The sequence below is a fragment of the Clostridium sp. C2-6-12 genome, assembly GCF_009928485.1.
In the GTDB taxonomy this organism is placed as follows: Bacteria; Bacillota; Clostridia; order Clostridiales; family Clostridiaceae; genus Clostridium.
This window is the reverse complement of record NZ_JAABNP010000017.1, coordinates 54,958-67,911: the sequence shown is the minus strand read 5'-3', so window position 1 is coordinate 67,911 and position 12,954 is coordinate 54,958. Positions and strand designations below refer to the sequence as shown.

At 28.4% G+C, this 12,954-nt stretch carries 15 protein-coding genes; 12 read left to right on the top strand and 3 right to left on the bottom strand.

Going from position 1 to position 12,954, the window contains the following annotated elements:
* The first annotated feature begins 10 nt into the window (after positions 1–10).
* The 7 genes from GXK56_RS15220 to GXK56_RS15190 all read left to right on the top strand — a co-directional run bounded on the left by GXK56_RS15220 (position 11) and on the right by GXK56_RS15190 (position 4,059).
* Positions 11–403: a small basic family protein gene (locus tag GXK56_RS15220; RefSeq protein WP_160688869.1), complete on the top strand. Its 393-nt coding sequence runs from the start codon at positions 11–13 to the stop codon at positions 401–403.
* 15 nt (positions 404–418) lie between these two features.
* The gene (locus GXK56_RS15215; protein ID WP_160688867.1) at positions 419–1,153 is read left to right on the top strand and encodes a DUF881 domain-containing protein; all 735 of its coding nucleotides are present in this window, start codon (positions 419–421) and stop codon (positions 1,151–1,153) included.
* 83 nt (positions 1,154–1,236) lie between these two features.
* Positions 1,237–1,926 (top strand): YggS family pyridoxal phosphate-dependent enzyme, encoded by a 690-nt coding sequence (locus tag GXK56_RS15210; protein ID WP_243156140.1) that lies wholly within the window; start codon positions 1,237–1,239, stop codon positions 1,924–1,926.
* On the top strand, positions 1,919–2,371 hold the full coding sequence (sepF, locus tag GXK56_RS15205) for a cell division protein SepF (protein WP_160688863.1): 453 nt from the start codon (positions 1,919–1,921) through the stop codon (positions 2,369–2,371). The genes GXK56_RS15210 and sepF overlap by 8 nt, the downstream gene beginning before the upstream one ends.
* Before the next feature lie 8 nt (positions 2,372–2,379).
* Positions 2,380–2,637 carry a YggT family protein gene (locus GXK56_RS15200; RefSeq protein WP_160688861.1) on the top strand — a complete coding sequence of 86 codons (258 nt, stop codon included), beginning with the start codon at positions 2,380–2,382 and terminating at the stop codon, positions 2,635–2,637.
* 2 nt (positions 2,638–2,639) lie between these two features.
* On the top strand, positions 2,640–3,404 hold the full coding sequence (locus tag GXK56_RS15195; protein WP_160688859.1) for a YlmH/Sll1252 family protein: 765 nt from the start codon (positions 2,640–2,642) through the stop codon (positions 3,402–3,404).
* Positions 3,405–3,417: 13 nt separating this feature from the next.
* Positions 3,418–4,059 (top strand): DivIVA domain-containing protein, encoded by a 642-nt coding sequence (locus GXK56_RS15190; protein ID WP_160688857.1) that lies wholly within the window; start codon positions 3,418–3,420, stop codon positions 4,057–4,059.
* Between the two features lie 170 nt (positions 4,060–4,229).
* Here the strand turns inward: GXK56_RS15190 and GXK56_RS15185 are convergent, their stop codons facing one another.
* Both GXK56_RS15185 and GXK56_RS15180 read right to left on the bottom strand, forming a co-directional pair.
* Complete coding sequence (locus GXK56_RS15185; protein WP_202127895.1) at positions 4,230–4,970, bottom strand: OmpA family protein; 741 nt, start codon at positions 4,968–4,970, stop codon at positions 4,230–4,232.
* A gap of 13 nt (positions 4,971–4,983) precedes the next feature.
* Positions 4,984–5,763 (bottom strand): flagellar motor protein, encoded by a 780-nt coding sequence (locus GXK56_RS15180; RefSeq protein ID WP_160688855.1) that lies wholly within the window; start codon positions 5,761–5,763, stop codon positions 4,984–4,986.
* A 239-nt stretch (positions 5,764–6,002) separates the two neighbouring features.
* Here GXK56_RS15180 and GXK56_RS15175 point away from each other — a divergent pair, with 239 nt between their 5' ends.
* The 4 genes from GXK56_RS15175 to GXK56_RS15160 all read left to right on the top strand — a co-directional run bounded on the left by GXK56_RS15175 (position 6,003) and on the right by GXK56_RS15160 (position 9,913).
* A complete protein-coding gene (locus GXK56_RS15175) occupies positions 6,003–6,920 on the top strand; it encodes an RluA family pseudouridine synthase (protein ID WP_160688853.1) in 918 nt (305 codons plus the stop codon).
* Between the two features lie 101 nt (positions 6,921–7,021).
* Positions 7,022–7,573, top strand: a complete 552-nt coding sequence (gene pyrR, locus GXK56_RS15170) for a bifunctional pyr operon transcriptional regulator/uracil phosphoribosyltransferase PyrR (RefSeq protein ID WP_160688851.1) — start codon at positions 7,022–7,024, stop codon at positions 7,571–7,573.
* A gap of 35 nt (positions 7,574–7,608) precedes the next feature.
* A complete protein-coding gene (locus GXK56_RS15165; RefSeq protein WP_160688849.1) occupies positions 7,609–8,769 on the top strand; it encodes a class I SAM-dependent RNA methyltransferase in 1,161 nt (386 codons plus the stop codon).
* Positions 8,770–9,067: 298 nt separating this feature from the next.
* The gene (locus GXK56_RS15160; protein ID WP_160688847.1) at positions 9,068–9,913 is read left to right on the top strand and encodes a MurR/RpiR family transcriptional regulator; all 846 of its coding nucleotides are present in this window, start codon (positions 9,068–9,070) and stop codon (positions 9,911–9,913) included.
* A 283-nt stretch (positions 9,914–10,196) separates the two neighbouring features.
* Here the strand turns inward: GXK56_RS15160 and GXK56_RS15155 are convergent, their stop codons facing one another.
* Complete coding sequence (locus GXK56_RS15155) at positions 10,197–11,930, bottom strand: NFACT RNA binding domain-containing protein (RefSeq protein WP_160688845.1); 1,734 nt, start codon at positions 11,928–11,930, stop codon at positions 10,197–10,199.
* A 179-nt stretch (positions 11,931–12,109) separates the two neighbouring features.
* On the opposite strand from GXK56_RS15155, the gene dapF reads away from it, so the two are divergent.
* Positions 12,110–12,937 carry a diaminopimelate epimerase gene (dapF, locus tag GXK56_RS15150; protein ID WP_160688843.1) on the top strand — a complete coding sequence of 276 codons (828 nt, stop codon included), beginning with the start codon at positions 12,110–12,112 and terminating at the stop codon, positions 12,935–12,937.
* Positions 12,938–12,954: the final 17 nt, after the last annotated feature.

The window sequence follows — 12,954 nt, the reverse complement described above, 5'->3', positions numbered from 1 at the left end:
GAGAGTTGATTTGATAGCAGTAATAGGACTATTAATTGGAATAATACTTGGATTTGTACTTGATGTTAACATATCAGATAAACTGTCACCATATATGTCTGTAGCTATACTTGCATGTTTAGACTCGGTTTTTGGAGCAATTAGAGGAAACCTTTCAAAGAATTTTCAAGCAGATATATTTATATCTGGATTCTTTGGAAATGCGCTTCTTGCTGCAGGCCTTGCATATTTAGGGGATAAACTAGGAATACCAATTTATATAGCAGCAGTAATTGTATTTGGTGGAAGAATATTTGATAATTTTGCCATTATTAGAAGGCTTTTAATAGAAGATTTTAAAATTAGAAGAAAAAACTTAAACAAGAAGAATTCTATAGAAAAAGAAAACAATGATATTAATTAAAAGAGAGGTGATGTAATGAAAAATACTAAAGGTTTTTTCTTTGTTTTCATTGCAACTATAATACTAGGGACTTTAATATCAATGAATTTTAATTTTGAACGAATTCGATCATATAGTCAGCTTAATTCATCAGAATACCAAAATGCAGTTGAAGAAAGAGCTGGTTTATATAAAGAAATTGGAAATTTAAAAGAAGATACCATGGAGAAAAAATCCAAAATTAATAAATATACTAGTAATTATAAGAAAGATGATAAAATTCTTGAAGATATGAAATCTCAAATTGGTGATTACGAAATGTTTATTGGATTAAATAAAGTTGAAGGTCCAGGGATTGTATTGACAATAAAGGATGGAAAAACTAACCCACTTGAAGAAAGTACTGATGAAATAGATAATAAACTTTTACATTATTATGATATGGAATTAATACTAAATGAACTTAGAGTAGCTGGTGCAGAAGCTATTAGTGTAAATAATCATAGAGTAGTTCCATGGACTGGCGTAGTTTGTAGTTGGGCATTCATGGGTTTTGACGATGGAAGTATGGAATATGCACCCTTTAATATTTATGTTATAGGTGATCCGGAAAAATTGAAAGCTGCTCTTTTAGAGAATGGAAGTCATGTTAAGGAACTTATATTTAGAAAACTATATGTAAATATTGAAAAGAAAGATAAAATAACAATGCCTCCAACAACAGCGAGTGGAAATATTAAGTATATGAAGCGTGATGAAAGCAAAAAATAAAAATTATTTATATTTTGTTAGAGGAATTTTTAAATTTATATAGAATATAAACAAAGTGTAGTATAGAAAGGATGCGTTTTAAGGTGTTACATTGTGGGATTAAGCAAAATATTGAGGAACTTAAATCTAAAATTCCAGAAGAAGTAAAGCTTTTAGCAGTTTCTAAAACAAAACCACTAGAAGAATTAGAAGAAGCGTATATAGCAGGAATGAGGGATTTTGGAGAAAACAAAGTCCAAGAATTGGTAAAAAAATCAGAAAACTTTCATGATGATGTTAGATGGCATTTCATAGGACAACTTCAAAGTAATAAAGTAAAATACTTAGTAGATAAGGTTTATTTAATACATTCTTTGGGTAGTCTCAGCTTATTAAAAGAAATAGAAAGAGTTTTTGGTAAAGCTGATAAAGTTGCAAATACATTAATTCAAATTAACATTGGAAAAGAAGAAAGCAAAAGTGGAATTTTAGAAGAAGATTTATATGGTTTTATAGAAGAGGTAGAAAATTGTAATCACGTTTCTGTAAAAGGTATAATGGTAATTATTCCAATTGGAGATGAAGAAAGTAACAGGAAATATTTCAGAAAGACAAAGAAAATATTTAATGAGCTTAAAGAAAAAAGATATAAGAATATATCTATGGAAATATTATCTATGGGAATGACACATGATTTTATGACGGCTATAGAAGAAGGATCTAATTTAGTTAGAATTGGTACAGGAATATTTGGAGAGAGAAATTATAATGTAGGAGGAGTAATTAATGAGTAACGTTTTATCAAAGGTAAAATCTTTATTAGGATTTGAGGATTATGAGGAATATGATGACTACGAGGATGAAGATTATGAAAAAGAAGTAGCTGAAGATGACGATGTAGAACCAGTTATAACAAACAAAAAAAATAGTAAGGTTGTAAATATTCACACATCTTCTGCAACAAAGGTAACTATAACTAAACCAGTAGATTATGAAGAAGCTACTGAAATTTGTGAGGCACTAAAAAATAGAAGAATAGTGTTAGTTAATACAACTGTATTAGAATTAAAAATCGCACAAAGATTATTAGATTTTATAAGTGGATCTTGTTATGCATTAGGTGGGGAGTTACAACAAATTGAAAAAGGAGTATATCTTCTTTCACCATCAAATGTTGAAGTAACAAATGAATTAAAAAATGAACTTAGTTCAAAAGCCTTATTTAATTGGTCAAAATAGGAGGTAATATGATTGTAACTATTGTTATAACGCTTTTTAATCTGTTAGAACTGGCAATATTATTAGAAGTTATACTTTCATGGATTCCTCAAATTGGAAATAATAAATTTGTAAGTACTATACACAATTTTATATATCCATTGATGGAACCTCTAAAAGGTTTGCAGGATAGATTAATTCCAGGATTACCAATAGATTTTTCACCAATACTAGCATTGTTTATACTTGATATATTAAAAAGACTTATATTGGGGATTATATTTTAGCAATGAAGGAAAGAATAAGTTGCCACTTTACAGATGATGATAGAAATGATGCATTAAATTTATATGAAAGATACTTATTGGCAAGGGATAAAGATATACCAACCTTTGGTAAATACTTTTATCCTCCAAATATTTGGACTTGGTTTGAAGAAAATTTATCTACTAAAAACTTTAATGTAGAAACCAATGGATTTTTTGGAGAAGCGGAAAGAAGAATGATTTCTTTTAATAATGAATATGAAAGTCCTTTTCCTATGAAATTAATTAAGATTGAAAATACATCAAAGTTTTCAAAGCTTACTCATAGAGATTTCTTAGGAGGAATACTTTCTCTTGGTATCGAAAGAAACAAAATTGGTGATTTATTAGTAGATGAAAATGTATGTTTTGTACCAGTTCATGAGGATATAGAAAGTTTTATTCTATATAATTTAGAAAAAATTGCTAAGGTCGTTTGTAAGGTGAGCGTAGTTAATAAAATTGAACAAATTCCTGAGTTTAAATTTAAAGAAGAAATTATATTAATTTCTTCTTTAAGAATTGATGGAGTAGTTTCTAAAATTACAAATTTGTCACGTGCAAAAGCAGCAACAATGATAGAGCAGGGACAGGTTTTAATAAATTACGTTAAGATTAAAGATAAAAGTTATGAACTTAAGGGTGAAGAACGAATCACAATAAGAGGATTTGGAAAATTCATTATAGGTGATTCTATTGGAAATAGCAAAAGTGGAAAAATTAAGGTTATCATAAAAAAATATACATAATTGAGGTGAAAGTATGAAATTAACACCAATGGATATAAACAATAAAGAATTTAAAAAGGGATTAAGAGGCTATAATGCTGATGAAGTTGATGAATTTTTAGATGAAGTAGTTGAAAATTACGAAGAGCTTTATAAAGAAAATGCTAATCTAAAAGAAAAGCTTGCAAATTTAAATGAAAAGGTTGAACATTATTCACAAATTGAAACTACAATTCAAAATACATTATTGCTTGCTCAAAATGCTGCAGAACAAGCAAAAAATTCAGCTCAAAAGGAAGCTGAATTAATGTTAAAAAATGCAAATGAGACAGCTCAAAAAATTATGGATAAAGCACATGGTGATGTTATTCAAATTAATGATGAATATGAAAAGGTTAAACAAGAGTTTATTAAATTTAGAGCAAAATACAGAAACTTCATGAATACTCAATTGGAAACATTTGATGATTTGGAAAAAGATTTTATTAAAAATTATAACGTAACAGATCCTATAGAAGAGGATGATACAATTCAAGAAGACATAGTAGAAAAAGAAATAGAACTTTTGGAAAATAAGAAAGAAGAAAAAATTGAAGATACGAAAGATGCTTCAGAACGTGCCTTATTAAATGATGAATTGAATGAAATTAAAAGTTTTTTTGTTCAAGGAGAATAAAATATTAATATTGGTATTATAGATTTATAAAAGTACATGTGTAAAAATTTATGCAGTACTTTTTTTATTGTGTGTTAAAAGCATTATAATTATTTTTATGTATTTTGAAAATATAGTTATATAAATGAAGCCATCTGTAACTAATTTACAGATGGCTTCGTTTATAGTTTTTATTTTTGCTGAGTTTCAGATTCATTAAATTTATTGTTTAATATTAATATATCAACTCTTCTATTTGCTGCTTTACCTTCTTCAGTATCATTTCCTTTAATAGGTCTATATTCCCCATAGCCTACAGCTGATAATCTTTCTGGTTTTATACCTTGAGAAATTAAAAATTCAACTACATTTGAAGCTCTATCTGAAGATAATTGCCAATTAGAGTGATAATATTCAGTATTTATGGCCACATTATCAGTATGTCCTTCAACACGTATGTAATTACCAATTTCATTTAATACTTTAGATATAGAGACAAGTTTATTGTACCAGTCAGTTTTTACTTTAGCATCACCGCTATTAAATAAAACACTGTCATTAAAGCTTATTAAAAGACCTCTTTCTTGAATAGAAGTAGTAACACTGCCTTTTAGCTCTGAAGTTTCTACAAGTTCGTCAACCTTCTTTTTTATGTCCTCTAATTTTTCAGCTTCTTTTAAAGCTTTTAAGGTTTCTTCATCAATAGCAGGAGGAGTATTTGAACTATCAGATACAGCTATTATGTTTTCGCCATTGCCAGAGTTAAAACCAATTTTTAATGAGTGTGCAAGTGCCTCAGCCTTTTTATTATCAACATTAGAGATTGCATACATCATTAGAAAGAAAATCATAAGTAAAGTTATAAAATCCAAATAAGAAAGCATCCATCTTTCTGTATTATCCTTTTCCTTTTTTACGCCTCTTCTTCTCATAATTTACATACCTCTATTGAATTTCTTCTTCTAATATTTTTGCTTGAGATTCTGTTATATAACTAGAAAGTTTATTAACTAATGTATTTGGATTAACACCTTCTTGAATTAACAAAACGGCTTCAATAATCATCTCTTTTTCAGTAATTTCTTCTTTATTAAGTTCTTTCAATTTGCTAGCAATAGGAAGCCAGAAAAGATTAGCTGTGCCAAGCCCATATAAAGTCGCTATAAAAGCTACTGCAATTCTTCCACCCATAGCAGCAGCATCACTTAAATTGCTAAGTACAATGACTAAGCTTGTTATTGTTCCAACTATACCCATAGTAGGAGCATATCCGCCAGCAGCTGTAAGCATTTCAATACAATCCTCATGGCGTGTAATAAGGTTATCTAGCTTAGTGTTTAATATACCTTTTACAGTAGAAGGTTCAACACCATCAACAACCATTTGCAATCCTTTTTTTATAAATGGGTCTAAATCAGCTTCAGATAATTCGGCATCTAAGCTTAAAAGACCATTTTTTCTTGTTTTAAGAGAAACTTCTTTAAAGTATGATATATGTGATTGTAAATCTAATTCTTTTCTTTTGAAAGCCATAGATAAGATTTTTGGAAGTTTTTTTAGTGTTTTTGAAGGAAAAGAAATTCCAACTGCACCTAACGTACCACCAACAACTATTAAGAAAGCATTAGGCTGTATTAATGCTAAAGGTGCACCACCTTCAAAAATAAAACCTGCTATTATACACGCGAATGCAAATACCAAGCTGATAACTGTCATAATGTCCATAAATAAATTCCCCCTCACAAGAAATAACACGAATTAAAAAAATATGTAATAAAAGCAAATACCAGTAAAATACCCACTTGTACTCATTAAGCATATCATAATATAAAATAATTGTAAAATGTTAATGTTTATTAGCAAAACATGAATGTAAATGTTTTATAATAAGTTTTTAATTGTAAAGTGAAGGCTGTTATATTATAATGTTGAAGTGATACACTTGAAGGAAAGGATATTGATTTATGGAAAAAGATGTTTTTATTATTGAAGAAAAAGACCAAGGGACAAGAATTGATAAATATTTAGCAGAAGTATTTATTGACAAATCAAGATCTTTTATTCAGGGCCTTATTGAAAAGGAATGTGTTAAGGTAAATGGAAAGATTCCTAAAAGTAATTATAAATTGAAGGTTTCAGATGAAGTAGAAGTGGAAATTAAAGAGCCTGAGGTATTAATGGTGGATGCTGAAGATATACCTTTAGATATATTATATGAAGATAAAGATGTTATAGTTGTAAATAAAGTTCAAGGAATGGTGGTTCATCCAGCGCCAGGAAATTATAATGGAACTTTAGTAAATGCTTTACTTTTTCATTGTAAGGATTTATCAAGTATAAATGGGGTTATAAGACCTGGAATAGTTCATAGGATTGATAAGGACACATCTGGAGTTCTAGTAATTGCAAAAAATGACGAAGCTCATAATAAGCTTTCTGAACAATTAAAAGATCATTCTATGAAAAGGGAATATTATGCTTTAGTTGAAGGAAGGCTAAAAAATGAAAAAGGGACTATTGATAAACCTTTGGCAAGAAGCAAAAAGGACAGATTAAAAATAGGAATTGTTCAAGATGGAAAAAGAGCAGTAACACATTATGAAGTTATTGAAAGGTATAATGGTTATACCTTAATAAAGTGCATGTTAGAAACTGGGAGAACTCATCAAATAAGAGTACATATGGCATCAATTGGATTCCCATTAGTTGGAGATCCTCTTTATGGTTTTAAAAAGCAAAGATTTAAATTAAACGGGCAAATGCTACATGCAAAGACATTAGGATTTATTCATCCAACCCAAAATACATATGTTGAATTTACCACAGAGTTACCAGATTATTTTAAAATTATCATAGATAAATTAAGAAATGAACTAAAATAATGAGTTACTTAAGTGTAATAATGAATTATTAATTTAACATGACAGATGAATGGTGTGAAGGAAACCATATTAGTACTAAATTTATATAACGGAGGTATAATATGAAGTTAAAAGCTGTATTATTAGATGAAAAGGCTATAAATAGAACATTAATAAGAGTTTCTCATGAAATAATTGAAAAAAATAAAGGCGTAGAGGATTTAGTTTTACTTGGAATTAAAACTAGAGGATATCCTTTAGCACAAAGAATTGCAAGTTATATTAAAGGAATAGAAGGAAAAGAGGTTCCTGTTGCATCTGTTGATATAACTTTATACAGAGATGATTTAACTATTGTTAATGAAGATTTGGAAGTTAGAAATTTAGATTTAGGTCTTGATATAAAAGATAAAAAAATAGTTATTGTAGATGATGTTTTATATACTTGTAGAACAGTAAGAGCAGCAATAGATGCAGTTGTAGATGTAAGCAGGCCCAAAGCTATACAATTGGCAGTATTAATAGATAGAGGTCATAAAGAATTGCCTATTAGGGCAGACTATGTAGGGAAAAATATTCCTACGTCAAAAAATGAAGTTATAGCAGTTTTATTAAAGGAAACTGATGGTGAAGATTCTGTTAAAATATATGAGTCAGATGATACTAAAAAATAATAGTATTCAATTTGAACAGGGGAGAATTTAAAAATATGTATGAATTAATTGCAACAAGTACATTTGGAATAGAAAGTATAACCGCAAAAGAATTAAGAGCTTTAGGATATGAAGATTTAAAAATTGAAAATGGAAAAGTAACCTTTGAAGGAGATGAAATGGATATTGCTATATCAAATATTCATTTAAGAACTGCAGATAGAGTTCTTATAAAAATGGCTGAATTTGAAGCCAGATCCTTTGAAGAATTATTCCAAGGAGCTAAGAAGGTAGAGTGGAGCAAAATAATACCTTTAGATGGTGTTATGCATGTTGTTGGAAAGAGTATTAAATCAACACTTCACAGTGTTCCAGATTGTCAATCTATAGTAAAAAAAGCTATTGTAAAGAGTATGAGCGAAAGTTATGGAATAGAACAATTCAGCGAAAGTGGGCCAGTATATAAAATAGAGGTATCTATACTAAAAGATGTAGTAACATTAACTATAGATACAACAGGGCCAGGGCTTCATAAGAGAGGATATAGAGAACTTGCTGGAGCGGCACCTTTGAAAGAAACATTAGCTGCATCAATGTTATTAATATCTAGATGGGATGACCAATTTGAGCTTATAGATCCGTTTTGCGGTTCGGGAACAATATTGATTGAAGCTGCAATGATAGCTCAAAATATTGCACCTGGAGTAAATAGAACATTTATATGCGAAACATGGCCATCTATAAGTAAAGATGTTTTTGAAAGTGTAAGAGAAGGCGCAAGAAGATCGGAAAAACATAAGGAAATAAGCATAATTGGTTATGACCTTGATTATAGAGTTCTTAAGGTTGCTATGGAAAATGCAAAAAAAGCAGGCGTTGATAAATATATAAAATTTCAAAAAAGAGATTTTATGGAGTTTTCAACTTCTAGAAAACATGGTTTTATAGTGTCTAACCCACCATATGGAGAAAGAATAGGAGAAGAAAAAACATTACCACTTATTTATAAACATATGGGAAATATGAAGAAAAAATTAGAAAGCTGGGATTTTAACATTTTGACTTCTTTTGAACCATTTGAAAAAACAGTTGGGGTTAAATCAACTAAAAATAGAAAATTATATAATGGTAAAATAAAATGTTATTATTATCAATATTTTGATAATGACAAGATTAAGAATTTTGGAGACACATTAATAAATCAATTAATGGATTAATATATTAAGAAAAATTGTAGTTGAAGTTAACTTAATAAAGATTATTCTAAATAAAATTAATAAATAGAAGTAAATAAATAGAAATATGAAAAGATATTTACAAGATTTTTTTGACATGCTAAAATGTAAATAAATAGATTTTGATGGCAAAGGCGCTAACAAACTTAAGGTTGTTAGCGCTTTTTTTGATGACTTTTTTGGTTATAGAATGAGTTCATAAAAAATCAGATTAAAACTGCAGGAGCGATGAGAGAAATTAATAAAAGCTTTATATTTAGTAAAAGGAGGAGTTCAAACAATGACAGAAGTATATCAAAAGATGGCAGAAAAAATGCCTAATATGAGTAAGGCACAAGAAAAAATAGCAAAATACATTTTATCACATCCCAATAGTACACCCTTTTTGACTGTAGAAAAGTTAGCTAGTTTATCTGGAGTTAGTATTGCAACTGTTACTAGATTTGTAATCTTTCTTGGTTACAAAGGGTATCCAGAATTCTTAAAGGATACTCAGGAATCAATTAAACAACAAGTTAGCAATATTGAACGTTTAAAATCGGATTCAGAAAAGAGCTGTGGTGAAGATAGAGATATTTATGAGGTATTTTCAGAAGACTTAAATAATATTAAGGTCACCATGGAAGAGTTGAATTTAGATGAATTGAAGAAGGCTGTCAGTTTATTGGTAAATGCCAAAAGAATATATATAGTTGCAAGGAGAAGCTCTTCTGCATTAGGAACTTTTCTGAAATATTATCTTGATTTAATGTTTAGTAATGTAAATCTAATAGAAAATATAGAACAGATACCAAAGCAGGTTAATGAATTTACGGAGGAAGATGTTATTATTGGAATTAGCTTTGAGAAATATGCTAGAAGTACTATAGAAATTTTTACTTATTTAAAGAAAAGGGGTGCAACTACTATAAGTATTACGGATAATATGCTATCACCGCTTGTACCGTATTCAGACGTAACATTAACAGCAGTAAGTAAAAATTCTACCTTTATAGAATCTTTTGCGGCTCCACTTAGTTTAATAAATGTTTTAATTGTATACATCGAAAAAGAAAAGAAAGAATTATTTAATAGTAATGTAGAATTACTAGAAGAAGCGTGGAAAAAATTTGATTTATTTATTTAAATAAGTACTCTAAAAATAGCAGCTATGCACCTATAAAAGAAGTAGATATGTCAGAATGCGGAACTTCCCAGCAATACGTAAATTTTGGCCTATAAAAAGAGTAGCTATGTCCCAATACGGAATTTGTAACATCTAAAAAGATCGGTTATATTGTAATACGGACTTTCAAACAATAAAGTTTCTATAAAAATAAATATTATGAATATAATTATAACTGAGATAGGTATAATTAAAAAAGCTGGCAAAATCAATAAAATTTTATGATTTCACCAGCTTTTTTAAGCTATGATTTAAATAAAGAATTAAATTCACTTGGATTTATAATGATAGTTTTATTTGTGTGATAAATTACCATACCAGGTTTTGAACCGTTTGGCTTTTTCAATTCCTTTACTTTTGTATAGTCAATAGGAACTTTTAAAGAGTCTTTACCTTTACTGTAAAAGCCAGCAATTATGGCGGCTTCTTCAAGGGTTTTGTCTGGAACTTCAAAAGAAGAAACAATAACATGTGAGCCAGGAATATCCTTTGCATGAAGCCAAAGATGATTTTTATTAGCAAATTTTAAGCTTAAGTAGTCATTTTGTAAATTATTTTTACCTACATAAATATCAATTCCATCACTTGATACGAAATGAAGAGGCTTTGAAGTTTTAACCTTTTTAGAATTCTTATTATTTTTTCTAAATCTTATATAACCAGTTTCAACTAACTCATTTTTTATTTCTTCAATTTCACTATAATCATCAACATTTAATATATTTGTTAATACAGAATTTAAATATTCTATTTCTTCAAGATTCTTTTCAAGCTGAACTTTAGCATATTCCTCTGAAGTTTTTAGTTTATTATATTTCTTATAATAAAATTGAATGTTTTCAGAAGGGGTTTTTGTTTCGTTTAATTTAATATTAAGATATTCTTCTTCATTTTCATTATAAAAGTTTAAGAGATTACATTCTTTATCTCCTTTTTTTATAGTATATATATAAGACGTTAGAAGATCTCCCTTTATTCTGAAAGATTCTTTTTCCTCACACTCAGTAAGAGTTTCCTTAAGAATGCGAGCTTTTTTATTGCATCTTTCAATATTAGTATGGACAAGTTTTTGTAAATCAATTGATTTATTTTGAAGTCTATCCTGTTTATCTTTTTTTTCATAAAAAGCATCCATTAAGGTATTTGGATCAGCATATGAAGTTGTCGAAAATTCTTCTTCTAGAGTTTTTAATTTTAAGCAATAAAAGTCCTTTACTATGCCAATTTTATTTGTATATATATTATAAGAAATATTTTTTTGCAAATTATCTGTAAAATTCTTAAAATTTTCATAAATTTCTGATCTTGTAGGTGAATTATTTACTTCAATAGTGTTATAATATAATTCGCTAGATAATAGTTTACTTATTCCAGTAAAACAATTAGAATAAAAATTGGTGTCAAAAACAATGGAATTTTTACTTATATAAGAAGAAAAATCTTCATAAGTAGTAGAAAAAGGACCTAATTTAGTAGATGAAGGTGGATAAACATAATTAACACCGGGATATAATACTCTAAAGCTATTAATATCAGGCGTAATGTGTTTTATAGATTCCATGACTTTATTGTCTCGGTTTCTAACTAAGGTTATATTTGAGTGACGTCCCATTATTTCTATAATAAGGGAATATACACTATCAAAACCTAATTCATCTCTATTTTCAATTTCCATTATTATAATTCTATCATTATCTTTTTGATTAAGACTTATAATTCTTCCACCCAATATGTATTTTCTAAGAACCATTAAATACATTGGTGCTTTTATTGGATTTGGTTTAGTCGAATTAGTTAAATGAATTCTTGCAAATCGAGGAGATGCAGAAATCAAAAGTTTTATATTACTACGATCTTTTCGTATAGTTAAAATAATTTCATCTTTTTCAGGTTGATTTATTTTATCTATTTTTGAATTTAATATTGATTTTTGTAAATCATTGATTAAACTATATAAGTATATACCATCTAATGCCATGTTATGTCATCCTTTCTTAGTGTAACTAAGAATAGTATAACATTTTAGGTATGTAATTATCAATTATTAGCAAAATATGAAAGTACAAATATATTAAATAATCCTTGTATGTGAATGAGCAATAGTTGAATCTTATTACAAAATATAATAATAAAGATATTAAGTAGGGGGAATTAGAAATGAACTTTTATAAAATGCAAGGGGCTGGAAATGATTTCGTATTTATTGAAGATTTTGATTGTGAAATTAAAGATGAATGTAAACTGGCACAAAAGCTTTGCGATAGACATTTTGGAATTGGGGCTGATGGATTAGTTATTGTTAGAAAATCAGATATAGCTAATGCAAAAATGGTTATAATAAATGCAGATGGATCAAGAGCAAATATGTGTGGAAATGCTATAAGATGCTTTGGAAAATATGTTTATGAACATAAAATAGCCAATGGAACTAAATTTTCTGTTGAAACTGGCGATGGAGTTAAGGAAATTGAAATAATATTAGAAGGGGATAAAATTAAATACGTAAGAGTATATATGGGAAAACCATCTTATGATGGGAAGGATATACCTTTAAAGAATATAGACAGTCTTGTGGAATATGAAATTAATGTGGAAAACAATAAATATGTTATTACAACTGTTTTGTTAGGGGTGCCTCATACTGTAATTTTTGAAAAAGAAAGAGAATACAACGTTATAGGAGAAGGTTCTAAATTAGAAAAATTAGATTTGTTTCCAGAAGGAAGTAACATTAATTTTGTAAAGATAGTAGATGATACTCATATAAGAGTTAACACTTGGGAAAGAGGAGCAGGTGCAACCCTTGCTTGTGGAACAGGATGTTCAGCTTCAGTAGTTGTAGCTAAAAGATTAGGACTTGTAGATAGTGAAAAAGAAATTTTTGTTAAAGCACCAGGTGGTGAATTAGTTATAGAAGTTTTAGGTGATGATGTATACATGAAAGGACCAGCAGAAGTAGTTTTTGAGGGGAAAGTTTCATTATAAATATATTGCAAAAATAT